Below are 14,916 nucleotides of genomic sequence, written 5' to 3' on the forward strand. Positions count from 1 at the left end.
GCGAACGCCAAAGTTGCGCCGCGCACCGTGTTGCAAGTTTTCGTGAATGTCTTTCGCGCTGGTGCGATGCTCAGCCCTGGCGCGCCGCCATGCGCTCCATGACGCGCTGCGCCACCTGCTCGATGGCCTTCGCGGCACGGGCCTCAGGTTCCGCGGCCACTATGGGCCGTCCGGTGTCGCCGCCTTCCTGAATGCGCGGATCGATGGGAATCTGCCCCAGAAGCGGCAAGTCGCACTCCTTGGCCAGACGCTCGCCACCACCGCTGCCAAAGAGCGCGATGGGCTTGCCGGTCTCGGGGTTCTCGAACCACGACATGTTCTCGACGATGCCGATGACGGGCACGCCGGTGCGCTCGAACATCTTCACGCCGCGCAGCGCGTCACCCACGGCCACCTGCTGCGGCGTGGTGACGATGACCGCGCCATGCACGGGCGTGGCCTGCACAAGCGAGAGCTGCGCGTCGCCGGTTCCGGGCGGCATGTCCACGAGGAAGTAATCGAGCTCGCCCCACTGCACGTCGCGCAGGAACTGCGTGATGATCTTCATGACGATGGGGCCACGCCAAATGGCCGGCTGCTCCTTTTCAATCAGGAAGCCGAGCGAAATGACCTTCACGCCGTAGGCCTCGAGCGGGATGATCTTTTCGTCGCGCACGGCGGGCGGCGCGTCCACCCCCAGCATGAGCGGCAGATTGGGGCCATAGATGTCGGCGTCCATGATGCCGACACGCTTGCCGGCCTTGGCCAGCGCAATGGCGAGGTTCACGGCCACGGTACTCTTGCCCACGCCACCCTTTCCTGACGACACGGCAATAACGCGGCCGAGGTGCGGATAGGCGACGGGCTCGGGGACCTTGGGCGGGGCCTTCTGCGGCGCGGCCTCCATGACGGGGAGGGCGCGGCCCATGCCGCCGGCTGCGGGGGCCATCGGTTGGCTCATGGCTGGATTGGGCGCGCGGCGCGCCGGTGTGGGTTCGGATTGCGCGGGATCGCGCACGTCGACGCGCACGTCGGCCACGCCGTCGAGACGTTCGATGGCCTGACGCACATCGCGGACGAGCGTGGCGTCGTCTTCGGGCGCCAGCAGCAGCGTGAGACGGACTTTGCCGTCCACGGAGGTGGCGATATCGCGGACCTGCTCGGCGGCCATGACATCGGCGCCGGTGCGGGGGTTACGGACCGTGGCGAGGGCGCCGGTGATCCGCTCCATGAGAGCTGACATAGGGAGTAACCGGTTCGGGATTCCCCTGAAAGCTAGGCGCGGCGGGGTGGCGTTGGAATGGCCCGGGTGTCGACGAAATGGTGACAGCGCACTGACGGGTGGGTGTTATGGTGGCCCCGTCGCGCGGCCCCGGATACCCGGTCCGGCACCGGCGACCAGCAGCGCGGCGCGTGGCCGCGCGCTGATGCACTCATAGATCCAGAGGAGAATACACCATGTCCATTTCACGCTTGGCCACAGCTGTGGCCCTCGTGCTCGCTGCTGCTGCGTCTCTTGCCGTATCGCCCGTGGGCGCACAGGCCGGTGAAGGTGAGGTTGTGTCAACGGTGTGTCAGTCTGGCACTCTGACGCAATGCGGATGGGAGCCGGCCAAGGAGTCCTGCGCCTGGGACTTCTCCATCGGATGGAACTCCACCTCCATTCTCGGAATCACCATCAGCTTCAAGACCTGCACATACGTCGGTGAGAAGAAGTTCTACAAGGACTTCATCCGCGGGCAGAGTGCGGGTGCGTGTGTGGTTCATCCGTCGGGAACAGCGCCCAAAGACAATACGAGTTCGGGCGGCAACGACGAGTCGTTCTCGGAATGCTGACCAACGAGCAGCGGGGAGACCATCGGTCTCCCCGCACCTCCGGCCGCCGACCTTGGCGTGTGCCCGTTGCGGTTGCTGCGTTTACGGGCATGACCATTCTGTTCGGCGTACTGCGCCTTGCATCAATCGATTCCGAACCGCGTTCCAACTCCGTCGGTGGTCCGCGCGTTCAAGACACAACGACATCATCTCCTTCGAAGGCCTTCGCCAGCTCGTTTCGAGCCCTGGTGTATCTCCAGGCGAGCGACTGTCAGGGCAACCTGGCAGTGGTACGGCCAATCCTTGCGATGGCCAGTGCGCACGCGATGCTGGACGTCGAGATAGTTGATGTTTCACGTGCACCGTCAGACAGCGCCATCGCGTCACTGCTTCCCCGTTCGATGCGGTCGTTCCCACTTCGTCGAATTACCCCTGCAGAACGCGATCGGCTTGAGAAGCTCGGTTCCAGAGAGAGTCCGGTTGTGCTTGTCGTCGATGACAGGGAGCGCGTTCGCATGCTGCTCACCACTGAGAGTGAACCGACACTTCGCGTTGCTCAAGCGAGAGCCGTCCGCCACCTGATCGAAGGAGACCCCGGCAGATGACCCCCAATAACATCACTGCGAGCACTACGATGTTGGTGATGTCGACGAGACTGCTTCTGGCACTGCTGGTGCTTGTCCAATTCATCGCAGTGTCCTCAGCGCGAGGTCAACGCACACGTCACTACGAAGCCACACGCTGGGTCATGCTTTGGAATGTTGGCGGGCGAATGGCCGACACGACGTTTGGCGTGATTCGCGAGCATGTAGGTAGCGAGAAAGCCATCTATGTTCTCGACGAAGGTACACTACAGGTCCACGCACTGGATCCTAGAAGCGGCCGCGTGATTTGGACGAGAGGGCGGCGTGGCTCCGGTCCTGGAGAGCTACTCCGTCCAGTTGACATCGCATTGACCCCCACGGGACTTGCTGTGCTGGATCAGGGGAATGGGCGGATCACGTGGCTCGACGCGGGTGGTCGCCACTTGCGTGACGTAGCTGGCGAATCGCTATCCAGTGCAAGCGCGCTTTGCGTGTTTGCAGACGGAAGTTTCGTGACACAACAATCGAGACGCAGCGGTTACCTCGTGCACTATCGATCAGATGGTCGCGTACAAACGAAATGGGATTTCCCCTGGCAGGTCAACACCGAACAGCCCATGCTGCTCTCTTCAAGCGTACTTCGTGGGAATCCCAGTGGTGAGTGTCATTTTGCGCCGACGTTCGGCTTCGGTCTTGTCCATGCAAGTTCTTCAGGCCGTTTGCGCACCACTCCGCTACTTGAGAAATACCCGTCGCCGGAGTTCCAAATTCAACCTGGCAGCAACGGCGTACCACGTACGTTGTTGGTTTCCGGTCAGAACGCCAGCCTCGGAGGTTTTTCTTGGGGCGACACCGTCGGTGTTCAAGCTATTTCGGCATCAGGGAAATACGCCGGACTCGATCTCTACGACCGCATTTCTGGGCAATATCTCGCGACCTGGCGATTGCCACCGGATGATCGTTTCGCGCGCACAGGTGGAGTTGTGTATTCCATTTCCGCTTCGGAGATCACCCAAAGCGTACGCGCGTGGGCCGATACTTCCGACACCACGCGCGTCTTCAGGCATTGGGGACTTGTCCGGAACGTACGGCTTAACCCAACTCCCCCCGCAAATACGCCCGCGCGTCCGCCAGCACCCGCTCGCGCACGTCCTCCAGCGAACCGGTGAGCATGGCGCCTGAGGCCTTGGCGTGGCCGCCGCCACCGTAGCGCCGCGCGAACTGCTGCACATCCACATCGCCGGTGCTGCGGAAGCTCACCTTCACCTTGCCGTGCCCGAGGTCGCGGAAGAACAGCGCCAAACGCGTGCCCACAATGCTTCGTGGATGCTCGACGATGCCGTCGAGTTCTTCGCCGGTCACATCAAAGCGCTCCATGACGTCAGAGGCCACGGAGATGTGTGAAAGACCGAGTTCGGGATCGGAACCGAGACTGGCCAAGGCCTCCCGCAGCAATTGCATGCGCCCCACGCTCACCTGCGCATAAATGCGCCGGTACATCTCCTCGGGGTTTACGCCCGCCGCCAGCAGCATGGCCGCAATCCCGTGCGCGCGCGGCGAGGTGTTGCTGAAGCGGAAACTCCCGGTATCGGTGAGCACCGCCGCATACAGGGCCTGCGCTATGGCCGGCGTGATGTCGAGCCCCAGCGTCATGGCGATGTCGTACACCAGCTCGCCCGTGGCGCAGGCACGCGTGTCGGCCACGGCCAACGTACCCACCGGTTCATCGCCCGCCACATGATGATCGATGACCGAGATGGGCACGGTGAGCGCACGCACACGATCGGCCAGATGGCCCAGGCGGCGCAGGTCGTTGATATCGAGCACCACCAGCGCGTCAATGTCGTCGAGCGCCGCCGCACCGCGCGCACTCTGCTCGTCGATGTCATCGCCAAGCAGGAAGTCGAACATGCCCGGCCAGGGCGTGGGATTCACGATACGACAGTGAATCCCACGCTGAGCCAGGAGGCGGGCCAATGCCGCCTCCGAGCCACAGCCATCGCCATCGGCATTGATATGGGTGGACAGCGCCACCGTCATGCCAGGGCGCAGGGCGGCGAACCACTCCCGGATCGCCGCCTGCCGCGCCTCGGAGGCCGTCAGCAGCCCGTCGGCCACAGCCCCCGTCATGCCTTACCGGCTTCCTTCTTGCCGATGGTGGAGTTGCGCATGCCGTACAGGAAGTACGTGGACATGCCGATCAACGTCCAGGCACCCAGCAGCGTCCAGGTGAGCGCCGGCAGCTGGTACATCATGTACATCGTGGCGCCCGCACCCAGGATGGGCACAACCGGCACGAAGGGCGTGCGGAACGGACGCTCGAGTTCGGGCGAACGCACCCGCAGGATCCACACACCGATGCACACCGTGGCGAAGGCCGCGAGCGTACCGCCCGACACCAGCTCGCCCAGCAGGCCGAGCGGGAAGAAGCCGGCGATGACCACGGCAATGATGCCCACGATCCAGGTGGACGCGGCCGGCGTCTGATACTTGGGGTGCACGCGGCTGAAGATCTTGGGCAGCAGGCCGTCACGCGACATGGTGAAGAAGATGCGCGGCTGACCCATGAGCATCACCAGCACGACGGACGACAGACCCGCGACGGCGCCGATGTTGGTGAGGTACTCGAGCCACTTGAGCTGCGGCACCGCCTCGAGGGCGGCCGACACCGGATGCGCCACACCAAGCGCCGTGTACGGCGCGAGACCGGTCATGACCAGCGACATCAGGATGTAGAGCACCGTGCAGATGAGCAGCGAGGCGATCATGCCGATGGGCAGATCACGCTGCGGGTTCTTGGCTTCCTGCGCGGCGGTGGATACGGCGTCAAAGCCGATGTACGAGAAGAACACCACGGGCGCCGCACGCAGCACACCGGAGATGCCGTACTTGGTGCTGCCGTCCGGGTTGGTGACCATGTCCGGAATGAACGGCGACCAGTTGTCGGTGTTCACGTACATGAAGCCGAAACCGATGACCAGCAACACGATGGTCATCTTGATGGCCACGACGATGTTGTTGAACATCGCCGACTCCTGCACACCACGCACCAGCAGCATCGTGAGCGCCAGAATGAGCGCGACGGCCGGCAGGTTGATGATGCCGTTCACCACGCTGCCGCCCGCCGCCGTGCAAGCCTCGCGCACCACGTAGGCCGCCGAGGTGGCCGGGTCGATGAGCGCCACACCATTGGGATCGACGCAGGCAAAGGCGCGCACGATCTCGTGTCCGTTGACCACCGTGAGCGGCGCAGACGCCAGCGCCGCCGGGATGTGCAAACCGGCCGAACCGAGCATGGCGCTGAAGTAGCCCGACCAGCCCACACTGACGGTGGCCGCGGCGAACAGATACTCGAGCACGAGGTTCCAGCCGATGAACCACGCCACGCCTTCACCCATGGTGGCGTAGCTGTACGTGTACGCTGAACCCGCGATGGGGATCATGGACGCGAACTCGGCGTAGCACAGACCCGCGAACAGACAGGCCAGGCCGGCCAGTACGAAGGAGAGTGACACGCCGGGGCCGGCGAAGTTGGCAGCCGCCGTGCCGGTGAGCACGAAGATGCCGGCGCCGATGATGGCGCCGATGCCGAGCATCGTGAGGTTGAGCGCGCCGAGTGTGCGCTTGAGCCCAGCTTCCGAGCTGTCGGCTTCGGCGCGCAGCGCCGCGATCGATTTCTTGGACCAGATTCCCATCAGTGCGGTACGGTCTGGGTGGAGCGGGCCACGGGTTGGCGTGTGACCCGCGAGGTTCGGCGGGGTCTGCTGCGGTGACAGTGGTCACCCGCGGCAAAATGTGGGGGGGTGCACTGCGTTCGGACAGTGGCGCCCGCAAACTCGGGGGCCGCGGGGCTTGGCGCAACGGGGGTGGGACGAGCGACGGCCTGCCCTGGTGCGGTCCGAAGGACGAACCCAAAACACGGAACCTGAACCCGGAACTCAAGACTGATCAGTTCTGAGTTTTGGGTTCGGGTTCTGAGTCTTGGGTTCGTTTTGCTACAGCGAGTAGTTCGGCGCCTCGCGGGTGATCGTCACATCGTGCGGGTGCGACTCCCGCAGGCCCGCCGTGGTGATACGCACAAATTCCGCTTCGGTGCGTAGCTGCTCAATGGAGGCGCAGCCCGTGTAGCCCATGCCGCTGCGCAGGCCACCGATCATCTGAAAGAGCACGTCGCCGACCGGGCCCTTGTAGGGCACGCGCCCCTCAATGCCCTCGGGCACGAGCTTCTTGGGGGACATTTCGCCGTCCTGGAAATAGCGATCGGCGGAACCGTCCTGCATGGCCGAAAGGGAGCCCATGCCGCGGATCATCTTGAAACGACGGCCCTCGAGCAGGAAGGACTCGCCGGGGCTCTCCTCGGTGCCGGCCAGCATGGAGCCCATCATCACACTGGAGGCACCCGCCGCCAGCGCCTTCACAATGTCACCCGAGTACTTGATGCCGCCGTCGGCAATGACCGGCACATCCCCTGCCCCTTCCACAGCATCCATGATGGCGGCAATCTGCGGAACGCCGACGCCGGTGACGACGCGGGTCGTGCAAATCGAGCCCGGTCCGACGCCCACCTTTACGGCATCCACGCCGCGCGCCACGAGTGCGGCGGCGCCGCCTTTGGTTGCCACGTTGCCGGCCACCAACTGGACCTCTGGGAAGGCCTCGCGCACACGCGCAGTGGCCTGCAGCACGCCTTCGCTGTGTCCGTGCGCCGTGTCGATGATGAGCACGTCGACGCCCGCCTGGATGAGCGCGCGTGCGCGATCGAGGTAGTCACCGCCGGCACCGATGGCGGCCGCAACACGAAGCCGCCCGTACTGATCCTTGTTGGAGTCAGGGTACTGGCGGCGCTTGTGAATGTCCTTGACGGTGATGAGCCCCTTGAGCACCCCCTCACCATCGACCACCGGAAGCTTCTCGATGCGATGCTTGGCGAGAATGCGCTCGGCTTCGTCGAGGTTGGTGCCCACCGGCGCCGTGACGAGATTGGCACTCGTCATGACTTCGTGCAGCGGGCGGTCGAGTACGCGCTCGAACTGCAGGTCGCGATTGGTGAGAATGCCCACCAGCTTGCCGGCCGTATCGACGATCGGCACACCCGAGATCTTGAAGCGCATCATCAGCGCGACGGCCTCACGCAATGACGCGGAGGGCGAGAGCGTGATGGGATTGAGGATCATGCCACTTTCGCTGCGCTTGACACGATCCACCTCGGCCGCCTGCCGATCGATGGACATGTTCTTGTGCAGCACGCCAATGCCACCATAGCGCGCCATGGCGATGGCCATTTCGCTTTCGGTGACCGTGTCCATGGCCGCCGAGATGAGCGGCACGTTGAGGGCAATGCCGCGCGTGAAGCGCGAACTGATGGTCACCTCACGCGGATGCGTGAGCGAGTGACGCGGCGCGAGCAGAACGTCGTCGAAGGTCAGTGCGACGTCTTCGCGAATGCGATTGGGGCGAGAAGAGGGTGCCATCTCGAAAAATACTCGCCCCGGCCCGCTGCAACCAGCGGGCGATGCTCAGTCGTCGTCGCGGTCGCGATCGCGGTCCCGGCGCGGGCGGACCACCATGCGCTGAATGCGGCGCCGCAGCCTGGTGGGCAGGAAAAACCCGGCGGCCGAGACGACACCGGCAATGTTCAGATCATCGAGATCGTCGGGATGACCGCGCCAGTGATCGAGCAAGACGCGGCGCCCGGCATGCTCCACGAGTCGCTGCAGCGAGAGCATGAGCAGGAAAATGTCATCCACTTCGCCCAGGAACGGCACGAGGTCGGGCAGGAAGTCGATGGGCGATACGATGTAGACGAGCGCCGCGACCACGAAGAATCGATCAAGCCGAGAGACGCGCGCATCCCCCACGAGGCCAACCAGCAGGCGGAGATAGGCCGGCAATTGGCGGATGGTGCGCAGCACCGAGCGCTTGAGCCCCGTCTGAGGGCCCCGGCGGCGGCGCGGCGTGTCTTCAGCGTCGTCAGGCAGTCGATGGAGGCGGCGTGGCATTGGCAGGTGCGGAAGAAGCGTTCGGGGGCGCCCCTGTTGCCGGCGCCGGACTGGAAGACGCCGGACTGGAAGACACCGGGCTGGCAGGCGCCGAGGCGGCAGGTGCCGCACCCGGAGCGGGGGCACCCGGAGCGGCCGGTGGCGGGGCGCCAATCTGATCGGCCACGGTCTTGGCCGTGGTCATGACATCGGTGGCGACCGTCTTGCCGGTCTGGGCGACGTTGTTGAGTACACCCATGGCCTTGTTGAGAAAGCCCATGGCCTCAGACACCGTCCCCACCGCCAGGCCGCCGGCGCGCAGGGTGTCTTCCACACCGTCCGTGAATTTCTGGAAGACGTTGGTGGCCGGTGCCGGCTTTTCAGCATACTTGCTTTCGAGGAACTCGACATAGTCGAGCACCTGATACAGTCGCTCGTCGGTGAGCGTGTCCAGCTTGCGGTTGATGCGATCGCGAACGTACGGATTCATGGGGGAGCCTCCTGGCCGGCCCTACGCGGTCACCCGCGCCAACGTTTCCGTTCGCCGCGCGCGTCGATATGGCAATATGGCGTGGCGTAGCCCCGGCTGCTGTATACCCCAAGCCCGCCGGCAAGCTCCGGATGCAAGCGCTCCACCCAATCGACTGCCGTCTCCACCCGATAGGCATCAAAGATGGTCAGCTTGCCATCACCGTCGGCATCGATAGCCACATCGGCCGCGTCCCCATACAGGTGGCGCGAATCACGCGCCGAGCCTTCGACGTTGGCATTGTGGAGCGGCGTGCGGAACCCGCTGTGCACTTCCACGCGGAAGTCCATGCGGTCTTCCCCACGACGGCGCGCCAGCTCGGCCAGCACGAGTTCGATCTTGTCGAGCACCCGCGGATCGATGGCGACGTATCGCGGCCAGATGGTTTGCCGGTCGTGCGTGATGAAGTCGCGCACCTTGAGATGTCGCGTGAGCGGCAGATCGAGATGGTGCTCATGCACCTCGGCAAAACCATCGGGCTTCTCGAGATCGCCGTTGCGGTTCCACTCCGCCGGATAGCGACCGATCTGATAGCCATTGAGGGTGCTGCCCAGCTTGAGCTCAAAGGGCACGAGCACGGCGAGACGTGTCTCGCTGAGCCGCTGCGTAACGCCACCGCGCGAAACGGCCAGCTCGTAAAACCCGGGCTGCAGCGGCGCGAGCAGGGTGTCGCCGTCGATGGGCCGCATGACATCGGCCGATTCCTGCGTGCCGACTTCGACCCACTGATAGCGATAGCCCGTGAGATCGGCGCGCGACTCGAGCGGAAATGCGATGCGCTCGCCGGCACGAACAAAGCGCATCTGCACTTCGCCACTCAAACCGCGGGCTTCACTGGCTACCGCCACGCGGGCCACGGCGCTGCGTGCACTTTCGGCCGACGAGTCGGCCATGAGGACGGCCGGTGGCTGATAGGCGACGGCCGCCACGATGGCGGCGCAGCCACTGAGAATGAGGGCGGTGCGACGACGGATCACCATTCCCCCCAGCGCGCGCGCACGCCCCGCACATCGATGTGCACGAAGGGCCCGTGCGCGCTGGTGGCCTTGTAGATGCCAACGCCACCCACGAGCTCCGGATACCGCTGTTCGACACGCTCGGCGGCCTGGGCGATGACCCGCGCATCGCGCGTGTCCACCCGCCCGTCGCCATTGAGATCCGACATCCAGTCCTTGCTGCCGTTCACCACGTACACATCGGCGGCATCACCATACTGGTGACGGCTGTCGCTGGCGCGGCCACCGGCGCCTACCCCCTGTGCGTTGTACTGCGGCGTACGGAACCCGCTCATGACCTTGAGCTGATTGGCTGCAACGCCCATGTCGCGCAATTCGGCGAGCACCAGTTCGAGCTTGTCGAGCAGCGGCTCGCGGAGCACGAGATACTTGGGCCAAACGCTGTGCTGGTCCTTCGTGAGGAAGTCGCGCAGACGGAAGTGCTCCGAAATGCGCGTGTCCTGGTTGGCGAGCGTGACTTCGAGGAAGCCGTCGGGCTGTCCGCGCAGTGCGGCGGCCGACCCACTGTTGGCTGCCAGGGTGACCTGCGCGCGCGGAGCGCGGCGCTCGGCCGGGAAGGTGCCAATGCGATAGCTGCCGATGCGCCCCTGCACCTTGTCGGCAAAGGGACGCATGGTGATGAAGTGAAACGGGCCGTCCTTGAGGGCCGAGGTGTAGACACCGGCACGCTGTGCGACCGGCTCACCAAAAAGTTCGCGGAGCACGGGCAGACCGGCTGCGAGCCGCGGACTGAGGAAACGAGCGCGGAGCTTCCCGCTGTTGCCACGCAGGGTGTCGAGCAACGAGGCCAGCGCGGAATCGGGCGAAGCCTTGGGCGCGGGCAGCCCCGGCGCACGCCCGGACGTGGCGCGCGCCGGAGCCGGGCGCACCAGAGAAACGAGCGTTGCACACACGAGCGCGGCCGCCACCACCATGAGAGAATGGCGAAGCGGGCGCACGCGCCGGGAACGCGCAGAAGTGCTACTATGCAAAGGCGCTGACGCGCCGGACTTGGACACGAGATCGAGTACGGGTTGAACGGCCGGATCGAGTGATGTACCTGCAGAACAGACGATCAACGGCGCAGCCGGGAAATATAGTCAGTAGATGTAGACGGGCGTCCCGAGGCCGACGGTGTGATACAAGCGAGCGATGTCTTCGTTCCGCATGCGTACGCAGCCATGGCTGACGGCCTGCCCAATGGAGGCGGGATTGTTGGTGCCATGAATCCCGTAGCCATCGCCGAGGTAGAGACGAAAGCTCCCCAGCACGTCGCCATAGCGGCGTTGATTCGTTCCATAGGGCGGGATAACGATGCGCCCGTCGGCCACAATTTCGCGGCCGTCGCTGGCACTGAGCGGCACGGCCTCTCCACCGGCCGTCACGCGGACCACGTCATTGCCACGCACCGTGATCTGCGATCCGTCCTTGAGCGCGAGCGGCTTGCCACGCACCAGTTGCACCAGTCCCAGGCGGCGCTTGTTGGCCTGTTCCTGATAGTGCCAGTCGGGGGGAATCCAGGCCGGCGCCGAGTCGAGGCGCTGCACCTCCAGTCGTCCGCGCGGGGTTTCGAAGCGCAGCACCTTGTTGGCGCCTTTGAGCACGAGGTGTTTGCCGGACCCGGTGGCGACGGGCGCCGTGAACAGGACGCTGTCGCCCTGCTTGTACCAGAGTCGGCGGTCGGCGACGGAGATCACCAGGTAGGGCGTGTCGGTGGCCGGCGCGGCGGTCGCGCTGAGCGAGCCGCGCAAAGAGTCCAGCGACAGGCCGGACTCGAGCACGACCTGCTCCAGCGCCTCGCTGTTGTCGTTAAACACGATGCGAGCCACATCGCGCTCGAACCGCACGCGGAGCGTGTGCCAGACGGCCCAGCCGGCATGTACGGCCAGCGCGGCGTTGGCGGCCAGGAGCAGCATGGTTGACTTCTTCATGTGTTTCTATATTTCAGTAGAAGTAGACACGCATGCCTGGCGAGAGATTTTCACGAATGGCGCGCAGGTCGGCGGCCTCTAGGCGAATGGCACCCGGCATCACATAACTGCTGTCAGCCAATGGCCCTTGCTCGGGAAGGCTGTACAGCAGTGTACCGCCGGTGGTGACCAGCGCCAGCGGGCCCGTCCAGCCGGCCCCCAGGCGGCGGTCGGGCGGCACTTGGCCGCGGTCAGCCCAAAGCCAGGCAGGCAGCTCAAGGCTGTCTTTGGCCCCCAGCACCGTCTGCAGGGCTCGCATGCCCAGCGGCGGCGCCACGTGCACGGTGTCGGGTGGCAGGCCCACGCGGCGGGCCGGCCCGATGCGCGCGGGCATGACCCGCAGCCGCGCGGCGCCGCGGTCGAGCGCGACGTAGCCCGAATCCAAATGCACGGCGAGGTGCAGATTGTCGTCGCCCCGGGCCTGACGTTGCGCGATGAGATAGTGGAGTTGCGCCCGATCGGCATCCGCTGCCACCAGGGCATCGGCGCGGCGACGTTCGAGATCGGACATGCCCTCACGCAGGCGGGCGGTTTCGGCGCGATAGCCGGACCGGCGCCAGGCAAGGGCACCTTCCACCCCCAACAGGGTGACCAAGATCAGGAGCAGCAGAATGGTGCGACGTCGTCCACGCATCAGGCACGCAAGAGGCAGCAGGGTTTAGATTGCCACGCGGTTCCCCATCTCAGCTTATACACGGAGACCGATGTCCGCACGACCCGCACGCGCGGTGGCCCTCATCATCCTTGACGGATGGGGCTATCGGGAAGACTGCGAGGCCAACGCCATCTGCCTGGCGCGCACGCCCAACTGGGACCGCATCTGGCAGCACCCGTCGCGCACGCTGCTTTCGGCGTCCGGACGCTCCGTGGGTTTGCCCGACGGCCAGATGGGCAACAGTGAGGTGGGTCACATGAACCTCGGCGCCGGGCGCGTGGTGATGCAGGACCTGGTGCGCATAGGCGTGGCCATCGAGGACGGCAGCTTCTTCGCCAACCCTGCCCTGCTCGCGGCCTGCGCGCATGTACGACAGACGGGTGGCACGCTGCATCTCCTTGGATTGCTCGGCGATGGGGGCGTGCACGCGCACGAGTCCCATTTGTTCGCGCTGGTGGATCTGGCCGCGCAGCAGGGCGTGCCGCGCACGGCGGTGCATGCCTTGCTGGATGGACGTGACGCGCCGCCCACCAGTGGCATGGAGTACCTGCGACGCGCGCTCGCTCGCATGGACGGCAAGGCGCACCTGGCCTCGGTGTGCGGCCGCTACTATGGCATGGACCGCGATCAGCGCTGGGAGCGCACGGGCGCGTGGTATGCGGCCGCCGTCCGAGGAGAAGGGCCGCGCGAAACCGATGCGCTTGCCGCGCTGCAGCGCGCGTACGACGCCGGCACGACCGACGAGTTTGTGCTGCCCTGGGTGATGGCCGATGCCGGTGGTTTGCCGGTGGCGCCAATGCGCGACGGTGACGCGCTGATCTGCTTCAATTTCCGCAGCGACCGTTTGCGGCAGACGCTGCGTGCGCTGAGCGAAGGGGACTTCGCCGGCTTTGCCACGGGTGCACGGCCCGCGCTGCACATCACCACCATGACGCGCTACGACGAGCGCTATGCGTTCCCGGTGGCGTTTGCGCCGCAAAGCATGCAGCACCTGGTGGGTGACGTGATTGCTGAAGCAGGCCTTGCGCAGCTTCGCACCGCGGAGACCGAGAAGTATCCACACGTGACGTTCTTCTTCAACGGCGGACGCGACGAACCGCTGGTCGGTGAAGACCGTCGCATGGTGGCCAGCCCCAAGGTGCCCACCTACGATCTGCAGCCCGAAATGAGTGCGCACGGCGTGTGTGACATTCTGTGCGAGGCCCTCGCGCAGCGCAGCCACGACTTCATGCTCTGCAACTTTGCCAACACCGACATGGTGGGGCATACGGGCTCGTTGCCGGCCGCCATTGCCGCGGCAGAAGCCGTGGATGCCTGTCTCGGACGCATTCTCGAGGCGGCACGCGTTGGTGGTGCGCGTCTGATTATCACGGCCGACCACGGCAACGCCGATGTGATGGTTGATCCTGTAACGCACCAGCCGCACACCGCGCACACCACCAACCCGGTGCCGCTGGTGTTGCTGGACCCGGACGAAACCGCCACGCTGCGCAGTGGAGGGGCCCTCTGTGACGTGGGACCGACCGCGCTCACCCTGCTTGGTTTGCCCCTGCCGCCGGAAATGAGCGGCCGCGATCTGCGCCTGAGTGGCCAAGCACTGGCTGTTCCGGTGGCGCTCCCCACTGCAGTGTCTGTGCCGCCGGCCGTCACTGTTCCATCTCCCCTTGCCTGATGCGCGTGCCATTCATGCTTCGTCGTGCCCCGCTGCGTTCCCTGTTCGCCTCAATCGCGCCGATCGTGGCCGCACTCCTGGTTCTGCCCGTCGCCACGGCCTCGGCGCAGATTGGCCACATGCCGGACAAGAGTCCCTATGAGGACTTCAAGATCGGGCAGACACTCACCATCATGGGCGGTTGGATGAACATGCGGCGCGATCCGGCCAACGTGGCGCCCGATGCCAACTGGCTGGCCGCTCTGCGCTACGACATCGGCGTGGGTGGCCCCGCGTCGCTCTTCGCCCGCTATGTCGCCTCACCCTCGCAGCGCAACGTGCTGGTGCCGTCGAACACACAGGCCACGCGCATCATTGCGCGGCCCAGCGTGACCACACATATGGCCGATCTGGGTCTCGATGTGTCGTTGACCGGGCGAAAGACCTACCGGCGATTCATGCCTTCGGTGAATGGCGGGATCGGCATCGTCTCCGACTTCGCGTCGGCCGATACCGGCAGCTATCAGTTCGGCACAAAGTTCTCGTTCTCCTACGGCTTCAGCATGCGCTACATCCCGCGCCGTGGGCCGCAGCTCCGCGTGGACTTCACCAACTTCATCTGGCAGTACCAGTATCCCGATCGCTACTTCGTGTTGGCCAACGACACGACGTCGGTACTGCGCCGAGCCAGTGAACAGTCGGCGTGGCGTGGCAACTGGGGCGTGAGCGCCGGCGTCTCGGTGCCACTGTTCCGCTGAGG

At 65.2% G+C, this 14,916-nt stretch carries 14 protein-coding genes; 4 read left to right on the forward strand and 10 right to left on the reverse strand.

What is annotated here, in order from left to right; translation table 11 throughout:
* Window positions 1–70: 70 nt before the first annotated feature.
* On the reverse strand, window positions 71–1,222 hold the full coding sequence (locus tag B2747_RS17025) for a P-loop NTPase (protein ID WP_291163717.1): 1,152 nt from the start codon (window positions 1,220–1,222) through the stop codon (window positions 71–73).
* 215 nt (window positions 1,223–1,437) lie between these two features.
* On the opposite strand from B2747_RS17025, the gene B2747_RS17030 reads away from it, so the two are divergent.
* Together B2747_RS17030 and B2747_RS17035 are read left to right on the forward strand one after the other, a co-directional pair.
* Window positions 1,438–1,815, forward strand: a complete 378-nt coding sequence (locus B2747_RS17030; protein WP_291163719.1) for a hypothetical protein — start codon at window positions 1,438–1,440, stop codon at window positions 1,813–1,815.
* Between the two features lie 89 nt (window positions 1,816–1,904).
* Window positions 1,905–2,399, forward strand: coding sequence for a hypothetical protein (locus tag B2747_RS17035; RefSeq protein ID WP_291163721.1), 495 nt, complete (start codon window positions 1,905–1,907; stop codon window positions 2,397–2,399).
* A gap of 1,071 nt (window positions 2,400–3,470) precedes the next feature.
* Here B2747_RS17035 and B2747_RS17040 read toward each other — a convergent pair.
* From B2747_RS17040 to B2747_RS17080, 9 genes are all read right to left on the reverse strand, one after another.
* Window positions 3,471–4,508 carry a bifunctional oligoribonuclease/PAP phosphatase NrnA gene (locus B2747_RS17040; RefSeq protein ID WP_291163722.1) on the reverse strand — a complete coding sequence of 346 codons (1,038 nt, stop codon included), beginning with the start codon at window positions 4,506–4,508 and terminating at the stop codon, window positions 3,471–3,473.
* Entirely contained in the window at window positions 4,505–6,073 is a 1,569-nt protein-coding gene (locus tag B2747_RS17045) for an amino acid permease (RefSeq protein ID WP_291163725.1), read from the reverse strand. The genes B2747_RS17040 and B2747_RS17045 overlap by 4 nt, the downstream gene beginning before the upstream one ends.
* A 300-nt stretch (window positions 6,074–6,373) precedes the next feature.
* The gene (gene guaB / locus B2747_RS17050) at window positions 6,374–7,849 is read right to left on the reverse strand and encodes an IMP dehydrogenase (protein ID WP_291163727.1); all 1,476 of its coding nucleotides are present in this window, start codon (window positions 7,847–7,849) and stop codon (window positions 6,374–6,376) included.
* A gap of 45 nt (window positions 7,850–7,894) precedes the next feature.
* On the reverse strand, window positions 7,895–8,377 hold the full coding sequence (locus B2747_RS17055; protein WP_291163730.1) for a YkvA family protein: 483 nt from the start codon (window positions 8,375–8,377) through the stop codon (window positions 7,895–7,897).
* Entirely contained in the window at window positions 8,349–8,846 is a 498-nt protein-coding gene (locus B2747_RS17060) for a hypothetical protein (protein ID WP_291163732.1), read from the reverse strand. Before B2747_RS17060 ends, B2747_RS17055 begins: the two co-directional genes overlap by 29 nt.
* Window positions 8,847–8,875: 29 nt before the next feature.
* On the reverse strand, window positions 8,876–9,865 hold the full coding sequence (locus B2747_RS17065; RefSeq protein WP_291163735.1) for a D-Ala-D-Ala carboxypeptidase family metallohydrolase: 990 nt from the start codon (window positions 9,863–9,865) through the stop codon (window positions 8,876–8,878).
* Window positions 9,859–10,839, reverse strand: a complete 981-nt coding sequence (locus tag B2747_RS17070; protein ID WP_291163737.1) for a YcbK family protein — start codon at window positions 10,837–10,839, stop codon at window positions 9,859–9,861. Before B2747_RS17070 ends, B2747_RS17065 begins: the two co-directional genes overlap by 7 nt.
* A gap of 141 nt (window positions 10,840–10,980) precedes the next feature.
* Window positions 10,981–11,811: a L,D-transpeptidase gene (locus tag B2747_RS17075; RefSeq protein WP_291163739.1), complete on the reverse strand. Its 831-nt coding sequence runs from the start codon at window positions 11,809–11,811 to the stop codon at window positions 10,981–10,983.
* Between the two features lie 13 nt (window positions 11,812–11,824).
* The gene (locus B2747_RS17080) at window positions 11,825–12,484 is read right to left on the reverse strand and encodes a hypothetical protein (protein ID WP_291163742.1); all 660 of its coding nucleotides are present in this window, start codon (window positions 12,482–12,484) and stop codon (window positions 11,825–11,827) included.
* A gap of 70 nt (window positions 12,485–12,554) precedes the next feature.
* On the opposite strand from B2747_RS17080, the gene gpmI reads away from it, so the two are divergent.
* Together gpmI and B2747_RS17090 are read left to right on the forward strand one after the other, a co-directional pair.
* Window positions 12,555–14,177, forward strand: coding sequence for a 2,3-bisphosphoglycerate-independent phosphoglycerate mutase (gpmI, locus tag B2747_RS17085; protein ID WP_291163744.1), 1,623 nt, complete (start codon window positions 12,555–12,557; stop codon window positions 14,175–14,177).
* 14 nt (window positions 14,178–14,191) lie between these two features.
* Window positions 14,192–14,914, forward strand: coding sequence for a hypothetical protein (locus B2747_RS17090; RefSeq protein WP_291163746.1), 723 nt, complete (start codon window positions 14,192–14,194; stop codon window positions 14,912–14,914).
* Window positions 14,915–14,916: the final 2 nt, after the last annotated feature.

Origin of the sequence: Gemmatimonas sp. UBA7669 (genome assembly GCF_002483225.1) — a bacterium.
Taxonomy (GTDB): domain Bacteria; phylum Gemmatimonadota; class Gemmatimonadetes; order Gemmatimonadales; family Gemmatimonadaceae; genus Gemmatimonas.

Coding starts and splice junctions, on each gene's coding strand:
- B2747_RS17025 (WP_291163717.1), bottom strand. CDS start 1,222: ATGTCAGCTCTCATGGAGCGGATCACCGGCGCCCTCGCCACGGTCCGT.
- B2747_RS17030 (WP_291163719.1), top strand. CDS start 1,438: ATGTCCATTTCACGCTTGGCCACAGCTGTGGCCCTCGTGCTCGCTGCT.
- B2747_RS17035 (WP_291163721.1), top strand. CDS start 1,905: ATGACCATTCTGTTCGGCGTACTGCGCCTTGCATCAATCGATTCCGAA.
- B2747_RS17040 (WP_291163722.1), bottom strand. CDS start 4,508: ATGACGGGGGCTGTGGCCGACGGGCTGCTGACGGCCTCCGAGGCGCGG.
- B2747_RS17045 (WP_291163725.1), bottom strand. CDS start 6,073: ATGGGAATCTGGTCCAAGAAATCGATCGCGGCGCTGCGCGCCGAAGCC.
- guaB (WP_291163727.1), bottom strand. CDS start 7,849: ATGGCACCCTCTTCTCGCCCCAATCGCATTCGCGAAGACGTCGCACTG.
- B2747_RS17055 (WP_291163730.1), bottom strand. CDS start 8,377: ATGCCACGCCGCCTCCATCGACTGCCTGACGACGCTGAAGACACGCCG.
- B2747_RS17060 (WP_291163732.1), bottom strand. CDS start 8,846: ATGAATCCGTACGTTCGCGATCGCATCAACCGCAAGCTGGACACGCTC.
- B2747_RS17065 (WP_291163735.1), bottom strand. CDS start 9,865: ATGGTGATCCGTCGTCGCACCGCCCTCATTCTCAGTGGCTGCGCCGCC.
- B2747_RS17075 (WP_291163739.1), bottom strand. CDS start 11,811: ATGAAGAAGTCAACCATGCTGCTCCTGGCCGCCAACGCCGCGCTGGCC.
- B2747_RS17080 (WP_291163742.1), bottom strand. CDS start 12,484: ATGCGTGGACGACGTCGCACCATTCTGCTGCTCCTGATCTTGGTCACC.
- gpmI (WP_291163744.1), top strand. CDS start 12,555: ATGTCCGCACGACCCGCACGCGCGGTGGCCCTCATCATCCTTGACGGA.
- B2747_RS17090 (WP_291163746.1), top strand. CDS start 14,192: ATGCTTCGTCGTGCCCCGCTGCGTTCCCTGTTCGCCTCAATCGCGCCG.